Origin of the sequence: Pantoea sp. JKS000250, from assembly GCF_003201065.1 — a bacterium.
GTDB classification, from domain to species: domain Bacteria; phylum Pseudomonadota; class Gammaproteobacteria; order Enterobacterales; family Enterobacteriaceae; genus Pantoea; species Pantoea vagans.
Genome location: NZ_QICZ01000001.1, coordinates 1,604,634 through 1,620,006, shown reverse-complemented (window position 1 = coordinate 1,620,006; position 15,373 = coordinate 1,604,634). Strand labels below are relative to the sequence as shown.

The following is a 15,373-nucleotide window of genomic DNA, read 5'->3' as shown; positions in this document are numbered from 1 at the left end:
GACGCGAAAGCGTCCTGTTCTCTTTGTGCTTCAGCCCGCACATCCTCAGAGAACCCGGCAGATTCAGAACAGAGACAGTAACCCTTGTGAAAATTACCCTGGAAGAGCTACGCGCCTGGGTGGCGGTGGTGGACAGCGGTTCCATTACGGCGGCGGCATCGCAGCTGGCGCAGACCAGTTCGGGCATCAGCCGGGCGCTGTCGCGGCTGGAGAGTAAGCTGCAGACCACCCTTTTGCATCGGACTACCCGACGGCTGGCACTGACCGAAGAGGGACAGGTCTTTCTGGAGCATGCGCGCCAGATCCTGGCCTCGGTTGAGCAGGCGGAAGAGCAGATTGCGCTGCGGCGCGAGATGCCGTCAGGACGGCTGCGGGTGAACGCTGCGACGCCCTTTATGCTGCATGTGATTGTGCCGCTGGTGGACGATTTTCGCGCCCGCTATCCGCTGATCCAGCTTGAGCTGAATACCGACGATATTATGATTGATCTGCTGGAGCAGCAGACCGACATTGCCATTCGTATCGGGGAATTGCGCGACTCCACGCTGCGCTCCCGGCTGCTTGGCAGTAGTGCAATCCGGCTGATGGCCAGTCCGGCCTATCTGACGAAAGCGGGCACGCCACAGAGCGTTGCCGATCTCGCGCAGCATCAGACCATCGGCTTCAGCTATCCTGATACCCTCAACGTCTGGCCGATCTGGCAGCCCGATGGTGATTTTATGCGCGTTAAGCCGACACTCGCAGCCTCCAGCGGTGAAACCATCCGGCAGCTGGCGCTGGCAGGACAGGGTATCGCACGGCTCTCCGACTTTGTCAGCCGGGAAGATTGTGCCGCTGGCCGACTGGTGCCGGTTCTTACCGCGGAAACCCGCGATTTGCGGTTGCCGGTGCATGCGGTTTATTACCGTAATACCACGCTCTCGTCGCGTATCAGCTGCTTTCTCGATTTTCTCCGCACCGAGATTGATCGGCGTCAGATGCTTTAAACCGGTCTGTCAGAAACAAAAAACCTCTGTCACAGAACAAAGGTTTGAGGAGGGTGACAAAGTCTGGCCGGTTTTGCTTTCTGATTGTGCCTGCTCAGGGAATATGGACAGATCGGAAAGACGCTCAAGCCAGTCCCTGGTCGCTCTACCCGCGCGATTACGCACCTCATCCCTGAGGTGCGCCCTTGTCGGGCCAACGCTTTGCGTTGTTCAAAAACGCTCCCGGCGTTTTTGTCCCTGGCGCGGGACGCTTTCCTCTTCTGACCGTGTTCCCTGCGCTTTGAGCTAATTTATTGCTGCCAGAGGCACCCCGCTGAGACTTCATCACCAGCCTTAACCCCAGCTACACAACCGGCGTTAAGGCTTCAGCAATAATCAGGCACTCGGTTCCAGCACCAGAATCTTCACATCCATCACATCATCTTTAATGATGGCGCGATGCGCATCCATGTGCGGCATCTGCTGATGCTGCTCAAGATGGCGCAGCGTTTCCCACTGCTCCAGCATGAAAATAGAGTCTGGCGAGTTCTGCTTCCATGGCACCTGCGCCTGGTGATCCAGCAGCGCGTCATACTGATGGCAGCCATCTTCTTCTAAGACCTGCGGGATCAGCTTTTTCACTGCATCCAGCACAGCCTGACGGCGACCGGGTTTAACACAAATTTCAGCAACGACTGTTAACATTCGCGAATTCCTCTTTCGTGGGAAAATAGGGGATAGCCCCTTACCATCTTACGCAAAAACGCGGCTAAGATGGGTCCGATAAGCGGCAATATCGCGTGGCACGTCCGGCGCTTTAATCACGTCGTTGCAGATAAAGGTCGGCAGCGCGTCCATTCCCAGGAACTGGTTGGCCTTGTGGAAGTGCAGATAGAGACCATCGACGCCGACGCCTTCAAAGAACTGCTCCGGGTCGGTAAAGGCCTGCAGCGGCGCATTCCAGGTGAGCGACAGCATATATTTTTTGCCCTGCAGCAGACCGCCGGAACCATATTTTTTTGCTGCATCGGAACGGGTACGGCCATCGCTGGCATAGAGCGAACCGTGGCCTTCAGTAAAGACTTCATCGATGTAACGCTTCACCGTCCAGGGCTCGCCCATCCACCAGCCCGGCATCTGATAAATCACCACATCGCTGTCGACATATTTCTGCACTTCATCGGCGATCACGTAATCGCTGTCAGCTACGGTGACTGACACCTCATGTCCCATGTCACGCAGCTGGCTGGCCGCAACATCGGTCAGCGTGTGGTTCAGTTCGCCTTTAGAGTGGGCAAAAGTTTTGCCGCCATCGATAATTAAAATCCTGCTCATGAATAGGTTGCCTCGTTTCCTGAATATGGCGCTCAGCTTACGCGCGCCGCAGCCGCAGAAAAATGCGAGGTTGATCACAACACTTTTGCTGTAGCAGCAACAATACGCCGGTTTATGGCACCATCGGTGGGCAAACTCACCATAAAAAATCATAGAAAATAATCAGAATGAAAAAATTAATCCTCGCTTTGCTGCTGGCCAGCGGTGCTGTCCATGCGCAGTCTCATCTCGACACCGTTCTCAGTTCTAAGACGCTCAAAGTCTGCACCACCGGCGATTACAAACCCTACAGCTATCTGCGACCCGATGGTCAGTATGAAGGGCTGGATATCAGCATGGCGAACGCGCTGGCGACGTCGCTTGGTGCGAAGGTGGAGTGGGTACAGACCAGCTGGAAAAACCTGATGCCAGACTTTCTGGCAAAGCAGTGTGACATCGCCGTTGGCGGCGTCTCCGTCACGCTGAAGCGCCAGCAGACCGCCTGGTTCGCGCAGCCGCTGGACGTGGATGGCAAAATCCCGCTGGTGCGCTGCAGTGATAAAGAGCGCTTGCAGACCATCGAACAGCTCAACCGGCCTGACGTGCGGCTGATTGAACCGGCTGGCGGCACCAACGAAGCCTTTGTGCACAGCCATCTGCCAGAAGCCTCGCTGACGCTGTTCCACGATAACGTCACCATCTTTCAGCAGCTGGTCGACAACAAGGCGGATGTGATGATCACCGATGCCTCTGAAGCGCGTTTTCAGCAGCAGCATTACCCGACGCTGTGCGCGATCAATCCTGATAAACCGCTGCAGTATGGCGAGAAGGCTTACATGATCCCGCGTGACGACATCAGCTGGAAGCTCTATGTCGATCAGTGGGTGCATCTCAGCACCGCCACCGGTGAATATCGCGATATTGCCCGCCAGTGGATAGGGGCAAAGCCCTGATTCACTTCCGCAGAGAGGTCAGGGACTTGCCGGTCTGAATCCGGCGTGCCTCCGGCACATGAAATCGCGCGGCGGGACGCCTCTTGTCCCGTGCTTCCCCTGTGACTAACACCAGGGAATAAGGTACTATCCTCGCCAAACCACCGCCGGGTGTCCCGCCGTTGTGGGTCACGATGTGAGGATGAAAAATTCATGAGTGAACTGACGCAGGATGGTGCAGAGCGTCTTGCCCTGCATACCTTTACCGAAGATGCGTATTTAAAATATTCGATGTACGTCATCATGGACCGCGCGTTGCCTTATATCGGCGACGGGCTGAAGCCTGTACAGCGACGCATTATCTACGCCATGTCGGAACTGGGTCTCAATGCCAGCGCCAAATTTAAAAAATCGGCGCGTACCGTGGGTGACGTGCTGGGTAAATACCATCCGCACGGCGACAGCGCCTGCTATGAAGCAATGGTATTGATGGCGCAGCCGTTCTCCTATCGTTATCCGCTGGTCGACGGTCAGGGTAACTGGGGTGCGCCGGATGATCCTAAGTCGTTTGCAGCTATGCGTTACACCGAATCACGCCTGTCAAAATATGCCGAGCTATTGTTAGGTGAGTTAGGCCAGGGAACGGTAGAATATCAGCCAAATTTTGACGGCACGCTGCAGGAGCCGAAAATTCTGCCAGCGCGTCTGCCCAATATTCTGCTCAATGGCACCACCGGTATTGCCGTAGGTATGGCGACCGATATTCCGCCGCACAATCTGCGCGAAGTCGCTCAGGCTGCCATTGCGCTGATTGACGCCCCGAAAACCACGCTGGAACAGCTGCTGGATATTGTTCAGGGGCCTGATTACCCGACCGAGGCTGAGATCATTACGCCGCGTGACGAAATCCGCAAAATTTATCAGACCGGGCGCGGCTCCATCCGCCAGCGTGCGGTATGGAAGAAAGAAGAGGGCGAGGTGGTTATCACCGCGCTGCCGCATCAGGTATCAGGCGCGCGCGTGCTGGAGCAGATTGCTAACCAGATGCGCAATAAAAAACTGCCGATGGTGGAGGATCTGCGTGATGAATCAGATCACGAGAACCCGACCCGCCTGGTGATCGTACCGCGCTCTAACCGCGTCGATCTCGATCAGGTGATGAACCATCTGTTCGCCACCACCGATCTGGAAAAGAGTTACCGCGTTAACCTCAATATGATCGGCCTGGATAACCGCCCGGCGGTGAAAAACCTGCACGAGATCCTGACCGAATGGCTGGTGTTCCGCCGCGACACGGTTAAACGTCGTCTGAACTACCGACTGGATCGCGTGCTGCGCCGCCTGCATATTCTGGAAGGTTTGCTGGTTGCATTCCTGAACATCGATGAAGTGATCGATATCATCCGTACTGAGGATGAGCCGAAGCCGGTCCTGATGTCGCGTTTTGGCATCAGTGAAACACAGGCCGAATCGATCCTCGAACTGAAGTTGCGCCACCTGGCAAAACTGGAAGAGATGAAGATCCGTGGCGAGCAGGCGGATCTGGAAAAAGAGCGCGATCAGCTGCAGGCGACGCTGGCGTCTGAACGCAAGATGAATACCCTGCTGAAAAAAGAGTTACAGGCTGACAGCGCCAGCTACGGCGACGATCGTCGTTCGCCGCTGTGTGAGCGTGAAGAAGCCAAAGCCCTGAGCGAAACCGAGCTGGTACCGTCTGAACCGGTCACCATTGTGCTGTCGCAGATGGGCTGGGTGCGCAGCGCCAAAGGCCACGATATCGATCCCGCCGGACTGAGCTATAAAGCGGGCGACAGCTATCTGGCTGCCGCACGCGGCAAGAGCAATCAGCCGGTGGCCTTTATCGACTCCACCGGCCGCAGTTATACGCTGGATCCGACATCGCTGCCTTCCGCGCGCGGACAGGGCGAGCCGCTGACCGGCAAGCTGACGCCACCGCCGGGTGCGGTGGTAGAACAGGTGCTGATGGAGCCGGATGACCAGCGCCTGCTGATGGCGTCTGATGCGGGCTACGGCTTTATCTGTACCTTCAGCGACCTGATATCGCGCAACCGCGCCGGTAAAGCGCTGCTGACGCTGCCGGACAATGCCCGCGTGATGACGCCAATGGCGGTGCATCATGAAGATGACATGCTGCTGGCGATTACCCAGGCGGGACGCATGCTGATGTTCCCGGTTGGCGAACTGCCGCAGATGTCGAAAGGCAAAGGCAACAAAATTATCTCCATTCCGTCAGCAGAAGCCGCTGCGGGTCAGGACAAACTGGCCTGGCTGATGATCCTGCCGCCGGGCAGCGCGATCACACTGCACGTGGGCAAGCGTAAAATGCTGCTGCGCAGTGAAGAGCTGCAGAAATTCCGCGCCGATCGCGGACGTCGCGGCACGCTGTTACCGCGCGGCCTGCAAAAAATTGATCGTGTTGAACTGGATGCGCCTGCGCGTCCGGCGAGCCCGGATAGCGAAGCGTAAACAACCCGGCTGACCCTGCGTCAGCCGTGGCTCAATGAGGGAACTATGTTACTGATTCTGCGTGCTATTATCGTCATCATTTATTCGATCCTGATCTGTATCTTTGGCTGTATCTGGTGTCTTTTTTCACCACGCGATCCGCGCCACGTCGCCACTTTTGGCCATCTGTTCGGCAAATTGTCGACGGTATTTGGTCTTAAAGTCGATCTGCGCAGACCGGAAGGCGCGGAGAATTATGGCAATGCGATCTATATCGCCAACCATCAGAACAACTACGACATGGTCACCGCGGCCAAAATGGTGCAGCCCTATACGGTCACCGTGGGCAAGAAGAGCCTGCTGTGGGTGCCGTTTTTTGGCCTGCTCTACTGGCTGACCGGCAACCTGCTGATTGACCGCGATGACCGGGCGAAAGCGCGTGGCACCATCGGTGAGCTGGTGGATCAGTTTAACCGCAAGCGCATTTCTATCTGGATGTTCCCGGAAGGGACGCGCAGCCGTGGCCGTGGCCTGCTGCCGTTTAAAACCGGTGCCTTCCACGCTGCCGTGGCGGCGGGCGTGCCGATCATTCCGATTGTGGTCTCCAATACCCATGGCAAAATCGATCTCAATCGCTGGAACAACGGGCTGGTCATTGTTGAGATGCTGCCGCCGGTTGATGTAAAAGCATTCGAGTCTTCGTCGGTGCGTAAGCTGGCGACTCACTGTCGCGAACTGATGGCGGCGAAGCTGGAAGAGCTCAATGCCGAAGTCGCAGAACGCGAAAAAAACGGAAAAATCTGACCGGCCAGTCATTCGCCGAACTATCCTGCATGGATGCCGCGCGGCGAGCCTTTTCCGGCTCGTCGTGAACGCAGCACAGCAAAAACAGATCAATAAAAACAGGGCCGGCGCTTAGCGCCACGCGTAAAGGGTCAGAAGTTTTATGTCTTTCAGCAGACGTCAGTTCATCCAGCTTTCTGCCGGAGCGGCGCTTAGCGCCAGTTTACTCCCTCATGCGGCACATGCCGCTTCTTCAGCCAATGGCGATACGCCACTTCCGGTTCCGCCGTTGCTGGAATCCCGTCGCGGCCAGCCGCTGTTTCTGACGATGCAGCGCAGCCATTGGTCATTCAATGGCGACAATAACAAAGTGCCGGTGTGGGGCATTAATGGCCTCTACCTTGGCCCGACCGTCCGGGTTTACAGCGGTGACGACGTTAAGCTGATCTACAGTAACCGGCTGAATGAGTCCGTCTCCATGACCGTCAGCGGTTTGCAGCTGCCGGGTGCGTTAATGGGTGGCGCGCCACGTATGATGTCGGCCGGTGTCGACTGGGCGCCGGTGCTGCCGATTCGTCAGGCAGCCTCAACCTGCTGGTATCACGCCAATACCCCAAACCGCATGGCGCCGCATATCTATAACGGTCTGGCGGGCATGTGGCTGGTGGAAGATGACATCGGCAAACAGCTGCCGCTGCCGAAGCATTACGGCGTCGATGACTTCCCCATCATCATTCAGGACAAGCGGCTCGATAACTTTGCCACGCCGGTCTATGACCCGCCGCAGGATGGTGGTTTCCTGGGTGATACGCTGCTGGTGAATGGGGTACGCAATCCTTATGTTGAGGTGTCACGCGGCTGGGTGCGCCTGCGTCTGCTCAACGCCTCGAATGCGCGACGCTATGAGATGGTGCTCAGCGACAATCGTCCGTTTATGGTGATTGCCAGCGATCAGGGCTATCTGCCTGCGCCGGTTGCGGTGCAGCGTCTGTCACTGGCGCCGGGCGAACGTCGTGAAGTGCTGGTGGATATGTCGCAGGGTGACGAAGTGTCGATTACGGCGGGAACGGCGGCAGGCATTATGGATCGGCTGCGAGGTTTCTTTGAGCCATCTTCTATTCTGACTTCCACCCTGATCCTGACGCTGCGCCCAACCGGCTTACTGCCGCTGGTGACGGATAATCTGCCGATGCGGCTGCTGGCCGACCAGATTCTGGATGGCGTGGCGGTGCGCACCCGTGAATTCCGCATCGGTGACAGCATGCCGGGCATTAACGGCGCGCTCTGGGATATGAACCGCATTGACACCACTGCGCAGCAGGGCACCTTTGAGCGCTGGATCCTGCACGCCGATCGGCCGCAGTCGCTGCATATTCAGGGCGTGATGTTCCTGATTAAAAGTGTGAATGGCGCACAGCCGATGGCTGAAGATCGTGGCTGGAAAGATACGGTGTGGGTCGATGGCAGCGTGGAACTGATGGTCAGCTTCCCGCAAAGTTCGTCAGATCACTTCCCGTTTGTCTACCACAGTCAGACCCTGGAACTGGCCGATCGTGGTACGGCGGGTCAGCTGGTGGTGCAGCCCACGGCATAACAGCGCGGTCAGGTGGGAAGAACACGCCTGACCGCGTTAAGCCTTCTCTGCCCGTCAACAGCAGGGCGGAGTGGTTAAGGTCACCTTCACGTCAGTTAAAGGTTTCCGGATCCGGTCCCAGACGATTGCCGCTGTCCAGTTTCGCAATATCACTCACTTCATGCTTATCCAGACGGAAGTCGAACACCTTAAAGTTCTCTTCGATACGCGCTGGCGTCACCGACTTCGGAATCACCACCAGACCGCTATCCAGATGCCAGCGGATCACGATCTGCGCCGGGGTCTTGCCATATTTCTTCGCCAGCGACTTGATGATCTCCTGGTCGAAGACCCCTTTGCCGCCCTGGGCCAGCGGACTCCAGGATTCGGTCTGGATCTGGTGCAGCGCGTTCCACGCATGCAGCGTGCGCTGTTGTAGCATCGGATGCAGCTCAATCTGGTTCACGACCGGCGTCACACCGGTTTCATCCAGCAGACGCTTCAGGTGCGCTTCATGGAAGTTACAGACGCCGATGCTTTTGGTCAGCCCCTGCTGCTGCAGTTCAATCATCTTCTTCCAGGCATCAACGTAGTGGTCTTTTTCCGGGCACGGCCAGTGCATCAGATAGAGATCGACCTGATCCAGTTTGAGTTTCTCCAGGCTGGTTTCCATCGCCTGCTGAACATTCTGCTGATCGTCGTTCCACAGTTTGGTGGTCACGAAAATCTCTTCGCGCGGTACGTCGGTTTCCTGCAGAGCCTGGCCAATCGCCTCTTCATTCTTATAGGCGGCGGCGGTATCGATTGAGCGATAGCCGACCTCAAGCGCTTTCAGCACCGCATGACGCGCATCTTCGATGCTGGCCTGCCACACACCGAGTCCGAGTTGCGGCATCATATTGCCATCGCGCAGTTTGATAATGGGTTGGTCTGCCATAGTTGCTCCTTTCCGTTGCGGTTAACCCGTGAGAATTCACTGTGCTTAAGTCTAGCCAACAATTTTCAGCCTGCTCAGCGCCAGCAACAACAGTGGGTCTGCTCTTCTGCCCGATTCGGTAAATTTCTTGCCTGATTCTCCAGGCTGCTGGCGGTTCAGGCATTAGCACGGCACACTGGCTTTTTGCCCGTAAAGGAGTCGCTATGGCGCACGATGCACTGTGTCACCGGCTGGCACAGCAGGTAGTCACCTTAATGACCCATGGTCGCGACCGTCTTTGCCCGGTCGAAAATGTGTCGCTGATTTATGCCAATCAATATCGTCCCCGTACGCCGATGATGTATCAGCCCGGCATTGTCATCCTGTTTCAGGGCAGCAAAACCGGCTATCTCGGCAGCACCGTGTTTCAGTATGACGCCAGCAAATACCTGATGCTGACCGTGCCGCTGCCGGTGGAGTGCGAAACCTGGGCCTCGCCGGAGATCCCGATTGCCGGGCTGTGTCTCAGGGTTGATACCGCCAGCCTGCAGGATCTGCTGATTGAAATTGGCGACGACGATCAGTTTCAGCCGCAGCCGCAGACTTCGGGTATTCACTCGGCCTGGCTGACGGAACCGATGCTGTGCGCCGCGGAGCGACTGCTGGATGTGATGACCCAGCCGCGCGATGCGCGCGTGCTGGGGCCGCATATCGTGCGGGAAATTATCTACTATGTGCTGACCGGCCCGATTGGCGGCGCGCTGCTTTCGCTGGTGAGCCGACAGACGCAGTTCAGCCTCATCGCGCGCGCCCTGCGACGGATTGAGAATCACTATGCGGAAAACCTCAGCGTCGATGCGCTGGCCGCGGAAGTGAACATGAGCGTCTCAGCCTTTCACCATAATTTCAAAGCGGTGACGCAGACCTCGCCGTTACAGTATCTCAAGCGCTATCGCCTGCATCAGGCGCGGCTGCTGATGCTGCACGATGGACTCAAGGCGAGTGCGGCGGCGGTGCGGGTGGGCTATGAAAGCCCTTCGCAATTTTCGCGAGAGTTTAAACGCTATTTCGGCGTGACGCCGGGGGAAGAGGTGAGTCGTGTCAGGCAGACGGTAGCGGATCCGTCCGCCTGAGTGGCGGCGGATCCGAAAGCCAGACGCGCGTCAGGCGCGTTTCTGGCGACGCTTTTTCCAGATCACCACAATGCTGCCGGACAGGCCAAGCACCAGTAGCACCATCGGCAGTATCATCAGAATCGCCATTACCTGATCTTCATGACGCTTGATAAACGGTACCTGGCTGATGCCATAACCAAAGGCAACCACAATGCCGACCCACAGCACGCCGCTGAGCCAGTTAAACAGCTGAAAGCGGCCATTCTGCAGGCCTGCAATGCCCGCCATGGTCGGCAGGATAGTGCGGATAAAGGCAAGAAAACGGCCGACCAGCAGCGCCATCAGCCCGTGACGGTTAAACATATTCCAGGCGCGCTGGTGATACTGTGCCGGCAGATGCATCAGCCAGCTTTTCACCAGTCGGGTATTCCCCAGCCAGCGGCCCTGCAGATAGCTCAGCCAGCAGCCGAGGCTGGCGGCGGTCGTGAGGATCACCATCGTCGGCACAAAATCCATCACCCCTTTAGCCACCATCGCGCCTGCCAGCAGCAGCAGACTGTCGCCCGGCAGGAAAGAGGCGGGCAACAGACCATTTTCCAGAAACAGCGTCAGGAACATCACGCCGTACACCACCCACACCACATCCGGATTTGCCAGCGCGGCAAAATCCTGATGCCAGAGCGCCTGGACAATCTCGTGTAAAACACCCATTAGCGATTCCATCACGTCACAAGGAACAATCCGTCTGCGTTCAGGCAGCACGGCAATCTCACCGGTAAGCTGAACGATGCGGGATAAATTTTAACAACAAATGAGCCGGTGCCCGGCAAACTCTCCGGGCCGCCGCTACGTGGTTTATCTTCTGTTTACTTTCTGTTTATCTGACTTAGCGCGTCAGGCGCGCAAAACCGGCCTCCAGGTCAGCCAGCAGATCATCAACGTGCTCCAGACCAATGTGCAGCCGCACCAGCGTGCCGGTGAAATCCACACCGCCCGCCGGTCGAATCTCAGCCAGCTCTTCCGGCTGATTCGCCAGGATCAGCGATTCATAGCCGCCCCAGGAGTAAGCCATGCTGAAATGATGGAAGTGATCGAGATATTCCGCCAGTTGGGGCGCGTCTAATTTTTCCTGCAGGATGAACGAGAACAGGCCGCTGCTGCCGTTAAAATCGCGCTGCCAGAATGCATGACCTTTGCTTTGCGCCAGCGCCGGGTGATTGACACGTGCCACTTCCGGGCGCGCCGCCAGCCACTCAGCCACCTGAATTGCGCTCTCTTCATGCTGACGCAGACGGGTGCCCAGTGTACGCAGACCGCGGCTCGCCATGTAGGCGGTATCGGCATCCACCATCTGGCCCATCAGATAAGAGTTCTCACGCAGCTGGTCGATACAGCGTGCATTGGCGACCGCCGTGCCGATCATCGCATCGCTGTGACCAATCAGATATTTGGTGCCAGCCTGAATCGAGATGTCGATGCCGTGCGCCAGCGCGTCAAACAGAATACCGGCCGCCCAGGTGTTGTCGATCATGATGATCGCCTCGGGCGCTTTAGCGCGTACCGCTGCCACAATCGCCGGAATATCCTGAACTTCCATCGTGATTGAAGCGGGCGACTCCAGGAAGACAACACGGGTGTTGGGTTGCACCAGCTCACCGATTTCACTGCCGATGCAGTGATCGAACCAGCCCGTGGAAACCTGCAGCTTAGCGAGAATTTTAGTACAGAAGTCCTGCGTCGGTTCATAGACCGCACCGCTCATCAGTACGTGGTCGCCCGCCTCGACAAACGCCAGAATCGCGTTTGCCACGGCAGCCGCGCCGCAGGGATAGAGCACACAGCCCGCACCGCCTTCCAGCTCGGTCATCGCATCCTGTAGCGCAAAGTGCGTCAGGGTGCCGCGACGGCCATAAAAGAGTTCGCCTTTTGCCCGACCGGCGGTGGCGCGTTTCTTCTCCGCAACCGTATCAAAAACCAGCGAAGAGGCGCGCTGAATGACGCTGTTCACCGAGCCCTGGGTATAACGCTTGCTGCGTCCTGCACTAACGAGCGTGGTATCAATTTTTCTGGTGGTCATGAGTCGCCTTTACCGCTTCAGACTAAGTTCTCACGTTATCACGAAACGGCCAGCAGGGTTGAGACTCAATGGTGATTATCAGAGTGCGTCGCAGGAAAAAAACCGGCCCGCGAGCGGGCCGGTTTTCATTGCCTTACATCACGCCCATCAGGCGCGGTAACCAGAGTGAAATGGCGGGAATATAGGTAATCAGCATCAGCACCAGGAACAGCATGCCGTAGAACGGCAGCATCGCCCCGACGACCTGCTCAATCTTCTGCTTACTCACCGCGCTGGCCACAAACAGCACGGTGCCGACCGGCGGCGTAATCAGCCCGATGCCCAGGTTCGTCAGCATGATCATGCCAAAGTGAACCGGATCGACCCCCAGCGCGGTGGCTACCGGCAGCAGCACCGGCGTCAGGATCAGAATCAGCGGCGCCATATCCATCAGCGTGCCCACCACCAGCAGCAGGATGTTGATACACATCAGGATCACATATTTGTTATCGGAGAAGCTGGTGAACGCTTCGGTAATAATGGTTGGCAGCTGCATAAAGGTCATTACCGCGCCAAACCCGGCCGCGAAAGCGATCAGCACCATTACGATGGTGACGGTTTTAATGGTGCGGAACAGCAGGATATGCAGCTGACTCCATTTAAAGTCGCGATAGATAAACATGGTGACGAAGAACGCCCAGATACAGGCAATCGCAGCGGACTCCGAGGCGGTAAAGATGCCGGAGAGGATCCCCCCCATGATGATCACGACGGTAAACAGCCCCCAGAACGCGTCGAAGAAAATCTTCAGCGCCTGACGAAACGGAATACGCTCGCCTTTGGGGTAGCCGCGCTTACGGGCAAAGCCCAGACACATCACCATCAGGCAGGCCCCCAGCAGCAGGCCAGGAAAGATCCCGGCGACAAACAGCGAGGAGATAGTCACCATGCCGCCGGTCGCCAGCGAGTAAATCACCGAGTTGTGGCTGGGGGGCGTCAGCACCGCCTGAACGGAGCCGCTGGCGGTTACGGCCGCCGCAAAGTCACGCGGATAGCCTTTCTCCTCCATCTGCGGAATCATCACCGAACCAATCGAGGCGGTATCGGCTACCGACGACCCGGAGATAGCGCCAAAAAAGGTTGAAGCGACGATATTAACCAGCGACAGTCCGCCGCGAATAAAGCCGACAAAGATATAGGCGAAGTTGACTAGACGACGGGCAATACCGCCCTCTGCCATAATCGCGCCAGCGAGGATAAAGAACGGAATGGTCAGCAGCGAAAATTTGTTAATCCCGTTGGTCACCTGAATCACCACCGCTTCCAGCGGCAGATCGATCCACCAGGCTCCGATAAAGGCGCTCAGTCCCACCGCAAAGGCGACCGGAAAACCCACCATCAGCAACACCAGCAAACTGCCTATCAAGATCAATGCATCCATTTTTCTGCTCCGCGTTAGTGGGTGCCGCCCAGCGTGACAATCGGCCGCTGGCTCTGATCGCCGCTCAGCAGGCGCTCAATAACAAACAGCAGGGTGAAAATTGCGCCAATCGGGATCGGCAGATACATCTCGCCGTAGGTCACCGCCGGAAGTGAGGCGAGGGTCTGCACCCACATCGCTTCGCACAGGCTGTAACTGGCCTGGAAGATCACCAGACAGGTGACGATCATCAACAGATCGCTGACGCGCAGCATCAGGCGCTGCCGGGCAGGCGACAGGCGGTCAGTGACCATCGACACGCAGATATGGGTTCCGGCGCGCAGACCCACCGGCGCGCCAATAAAGGTAAAAATAATCATGCAGATAATGGCAACCGGCTCTGGCCACGAGAGCGCGCCGTTCATCACGTAACGGGCGAAGATCCCAATCGGGATCACCGTCACCATGATCAACAGCGCCACGGCGGCCACCAGCATGCAGAGCAGATAAAGCCCATCCATCAGACGCGTATAAGCAGACATAATTGATACCTGATTAAGTACGCCACACGGCAGCGTGGCGCGGGGAGGGTTATTTCACCTCAGCGATACGGGTCATCAGATCCTGATATTTGCCGCCAAACTGATCGCGTACCGGCTGAGTCGCTTTGACGAAAAAGTCGCGGTCGGTCTGCTGGAAGGTGACGCCGCCCGCCTTCATTTTGGCGATCGACTCTTCGGTATAGGTCGCCCAGAGCTGGCGCTCCTCATCCTGTGCCTCTTTGCCAAGCTTTTTCAGCAGGGCCTGATCGTCGGGCTTCAGGCGATCCCAGGCGCGTTTTGAAAACAGGATCATCTCTGGCTGGATAAAGTGGCCGCTGAGGGTGTAATACTTCGCGACCGGCATATAGTTATGGGCGACGAAGGTAGGTGGGTTGTTTTCGGTGCCATCAACCACGCCGGTCTGCATCGCACTGAACACTTCACTGACGCCCATCGCCACCGGATTGGCGCCCATCGCTTTCAGGGTTGCCAGCGAGATGGCGCTGTTCTGCACCCGGATTTTCATGCCCCTGAGATCGTCCGGCTTCACCAGTGGCTTCTTGGTGATCATGTTGCGCTCACCGGCATCAGTCCAGCCCAGGAACACCATGCGGGCGTTGGGATCGTTATCGAATTTGTCGGCAATCTCGCGGCCTATATCGCCATCCAGCACGTTGTGCATATGATTAACGTCGCGGAAAATGTAGGGCAGGGTCAGCACGCTGGTTTCTGGGGCAATCGAGGTGACCGGGGCCAGCGAGACGCGGATCATATCGATAGCCCCCAGCTGCACCTGTTGCAGCGTCTGATCTTCATCACCCAGCACGCCACCGGCGTAGAGCTTCATCTCCAGCCGTCCATCGGTGGCCTGTTTCAGTTTGTCGCCCATATGTTGCAGAGCGACCACAGTGGGATAACCGGCAGGCTGCACTTCAGCCACTTTAATCACCTGTGCCGTGGCGGTGGCGCTCGCTATCATCGCCGCCAGGGCACTGGCCACGCATGTTCTCATCATTCTCATTATATTGTCTCCCGCAGAGGTAAGACGGCCTGCGGTCAGGGCTAACCGCAGAGGGCCGTAAGGAGCCAGCATAGTGAAAACGTGTCTGAGTAAAATGCAGCAATGCTGATTGAATGAATTCCATCACATTTTGAAACGTTGTTTTAATAAATTTTCATGCGGCTTCACATTTTAGAAACATCCTCACAAACCGTGCCTGAACCTGCTCAACAGCAGGTCAATAACGCGGATCAGCTTTGTAAATAGTAATGAGAACGACTATCAATTCGC

14 protein-coding genes are annotated in these 15,373 nt (G+C 57.0%); 6 read left to right on the top strand and 8 right to left on the bottom strand.

Translation table 11 applies throughout. From position 1 onward, the window contains the following. The first annotated feature begins 86 nt into the window (after nucleotides 1–86). Nucleotides 87–986 carry a LysR substrate-binding domain-containing protein gene (locus BY447_RS07710; protein ID WP_110330897.1) on the top strand — a complete coding sequence of 300 codons (900 nt, stop codon included), beginning with the start codon at nucleotides 87–89 and terminating at the stop codon, nucleotides 984–986. Nucleotides 987–1,361: 375 nt separating this feature from the next. On the opposite strand, the gene BY447_RS07705 is transcribed toward BY447_RS07710, so the two are convergent. Beyond that, nucleotides 1,362–1,670, bottom strand: coding sequence for a putative quinol monooxygenase (locus tag BY447_RS07705; RefSeq protein ID WP_110330896.1), 309 nt, complete (start codon nucleotides 1,668–1,670; stop codon nucleotides 1,362–1,364). A 48-nt stretch (nucleotides 1,671–1,718) separates the two neighbouring features. Continuing rightward, nucleotides 1,719–2,300 (bottom strand): NAD(P)H-dependent oxidoreductase, encoded by a 582-nt coding sequence (locus BY447_RS07700; RefSeq protein WP_013359049.1) that lies wholly within the window; start codon nucleotides 2,298–2,300, stop codon nucleotides 1,719–1,721. Between the two features lie 167 nt (nucleotides 2,301–2,467). Here BY447_RS07700 and BY447_RS07695 point away from each other — a divergent pair, with 167 nt between their 5' ends. The 4 genes from BY447_RS07695 to ftsP all read left to right on the top strand — a co-directional run bounded on the left by BY447_RS07695 (nucleotide 2,468) and on the right by ftsP (nucleotide 8,054). Next, nucleotides 2,468–3,232: a transporter substrate-binding domain-containing protein gene (locus tag BY447_RS07695; RefSeq protein WP_110330895.1), complete on the top strand. Its 765-nt coding sequence runs from the start codon at nucleotides 2,468–2,470 to the stop codon at nucleotides 3,230–3,232. 192 nt (nucleotides 3,233–3,424) lie between these two features. Next, nucleotides 3,425–5,698 carry a DNA topoisomerase IV subunit A gene (gene parC, locus BY447_RS07690; RefSeq protein ID WP_110330894.1) on the top strand — a complete coding sequence of 758 codons (2,274 nt, stop codon included), beginning with the start codon at nucleotides 3,425–3,427 and terminating at the stop codon, nucleotides 5,696–5,698. 45 nt (nucleotides 5,699–5,743) lie between these two features. Beyond that, on the top strand, nucleotides 5,744–6,481 hold the full coding sequence (locus BY447_RS07685; RefSeq protein ID WP_013359046.1) for a 1-acylglycerol-3-phosphate O-acyltransferase: 738 nt from the start codon (nucleotides 5,744–5,746) through the stop codon (nucleotides 6,479–6,481). Nucleotides 6,482–6,623: 142 nt separating this feature from the next. Then, the gene (gene ftsP, locus BY447_RS07680) at nucleotides 6,624–8,054 is read left to right on the top strand and encodes a cell division protein FtsP (RefSeq protein ID WP_110330893.1); all 1,431 of its coding nucleotides are present in this window, start codon (nucleotides 6,624–6,626) and stop codon (nucleotides 8,052–8,054) included. Between the two features lie 91 nt (nucleotides 8,055–8,145). Here ftsP and dkgA read toward each other — a convergent pair whose 3' ends face one another. Continuing rightward, nucleotides 8,146–8,970 carry a 2,5-didehydrogluconate reductase DkgA gene (dkgA, locus tag BY447_RS07675; protein WP_013359044.1) on the bottom strand — a complete coding sequence of 275 codons (825 nt, stop codon included), beginning with the start codon at nucleotides 8,968–8,970 and terminating at the stop codon, nucleotides 8,146–8,148. A 203-nt stretch (nucleotides 8,971–9,173) separates the two neighbouring features. On the opposite strand from dkgA, the gene BY447_RS07670 reads away from it, so the two are divergent. After that, complete coding sequence (locus BY447_RS07670) at nucleotides 9,174–10,082, top strand: AraC family transcriptional regulator (RefSeq protein ID WP_013359043.1); 909 nt, start codon at nucleotides 9,174–9,176, stop codon at nucleotides 10,080–10,082. A gap of 30 nt (nucleotides 10,083–10,112) precedes the next feature. Here BY447_RS07670 and BY447_RS07665 read toward each other — a convergent pair whose 3' ends face one another. The 5 genes from BY447_RS07665 to BY447_RS07645 form a co-directional block, all read right to left on the bottom strand. Further along, the gene (locus tag BY447_RS07665) at nucleotides 10,113–10,775 is read right to left on the bottom strand and encodes a DedA family protein (RefSeq protein WP_033733897.1); all 663 of its coding nucleotides are present in this window, start codon (nucleotides 10,773–10,775) and stop codon (nucleotides 10,113–10,115) included. A gap of 175 nt (nucleotides 10,776–10,950) precedes the next feature. Continuing rightward, nucleotides 10,951–12,141 (bottom strand): cystathionine beta-lyase, encoded by a 1,191-nt coding sequence (gene metC, locus BY447_RS07660; RefSeq protein WP_110330892.1) that lies wholly within the window; start codon nucleotides 12,139–12,141, stop codon nucleotides 10,951–10,953. 133 nt (nucleotides 12,142–12,274) lie between these two features. After that, nucleotides 12,275–13,561: a TRAP transporter large permease gene (locus tag BY447_RS07655; RefSeq protein WP_110330891.1), complete on the bottom strand. Its 1,287-nt coding sequence runs from the start codon at nucleotides 13,559–13,561 to the stop codon at nucleotides 12,275–12,277. A 14-nt stretch (nucleotides 13,562–13,575) separates the two neighbouring features. Then, complete coding sequence (locus tag BY447_RS07650) at nucleotides 13,576–14,082, bottom strand: TRAP transporter small permease (protein ID WP_013359039.1); 507 nt, start codon at nucleotides 14,080–14,082, stop codon at nucleotides 13,576–13,578. A gap of 49 nt (nucleotides 14,083–14,131) precedes the next feature. Then, nucleotides 14,132–15,094 carry a TRAP transporter substrate-binding protein gene (locus BY447_RS07645; protein WP_416376690.1) on the bottom strand — a complete coding sequence of 321 codons (963 nt, stop codon included), beginning with the start codon at nucleotides 15,092–15,094 and terminating at the stop codon, nucleotides 14,132–14,134. Nucleotides 15,095–15,373: the final 279 nt, after the last annotated feature.

What these genes read in the sequence shown, in the direction of transcription:
- BY447_RS07705 (WP_110330896.1), bottom strand. Translation starts at nt 1,670, where the DNA reads ATGTTAACAGTCGTTGCTGAAATTTGTGTTAAACCCGGTCGCCGTCAG.
- BY447_RS07700 (WP_013359049.1), bottom strand. Translation starts at nt 2,300, where the DNA reads ATGAGCAGGATTTTAATTATCGATGGCGGCAAAACTTTTGCCCACTCT.
- BY447_RS07695 (WP_110330895.1), top strand. Translation starts at nt 2,468, where the DNA reads ATGAAAAAATTAATCCTCGCTTTGCTGCTGGCCAGCGGTGCTGTCCAT.
- parC (WP_110330894.1), top strand. Translation starts at nt 3,425, where the DNA reads ATGAGTGAACTGACGCAGGATGGTGCAGAGCGTCTTGCCCTGCATACC.
- BY447_RS07685 (WP_013359046.1), top strand. Translation starts at nt 5,744, where the DNA reads ATGTTACTGATTCTGCGTGCTATTATCGTCATCATTTATTCGATCCTG.
- ftsP (WP_110330893.1), top strand. Translation starts at nt 6,624, where the DNA reads ATGTCTTTCAGCAGACGTCAGTTCATCCAGCTTTCTGCCGGAGCGGCG.
- dkgA (WP_013359044.1), bottom strand. Translation starts at nt 8,970, where the DNA reads ATGGCAGACCAACCCATTATCAAACTGCGCGATGGCAATATGATGCCG.
- BY447_RS07670 (WP_013359043.1), top strand. Translation starts at nt 9,174, where the DNA reads ATGGCGCACGATGCACTGTGTCACCGGCTGGCACAGCAGGTAGTCACC.
- BY447_RS07665 (WP_033733897.1), bottom strand. Translation starts at nt 10,775, where the DNA reads ATGGGTGTTTTACACGAGATTGTCCAGGCGCTCTGGCATCAGGATTTT.
- metC (WP_110330892.1), bottom strand. Translation starts at nt 12,141, where the DNA reads ATGACCACCAGAAAAATTGATACCACGCTCGTTAGTGCAGGACGCAGC.
- BY447_RS07655 (WP_110330891.1), bottom strand. Translation starts at nt 13,561, where the DNA reads ATGGATGCATTGATCTTGATAGGCAGTTTGCTGGTGTTGCTGATGGTG.
- BY447_RS07650 (WP_013359039.1), bottom strand. Translation starts at nt 14,082, where the DNA reads ATGTCTGCTTATACGCGTCTGATGGATGGGCTTTATCTGCTCTGCATG.
- BY447_RS07645 (WP_416376690.1), bottom strand. Translation starts at nt 15,094, where the DNA reads ATGAGAACATGCGTGGCCAGTGCCCTGGCGGCGATGATAGCGAGCGCC.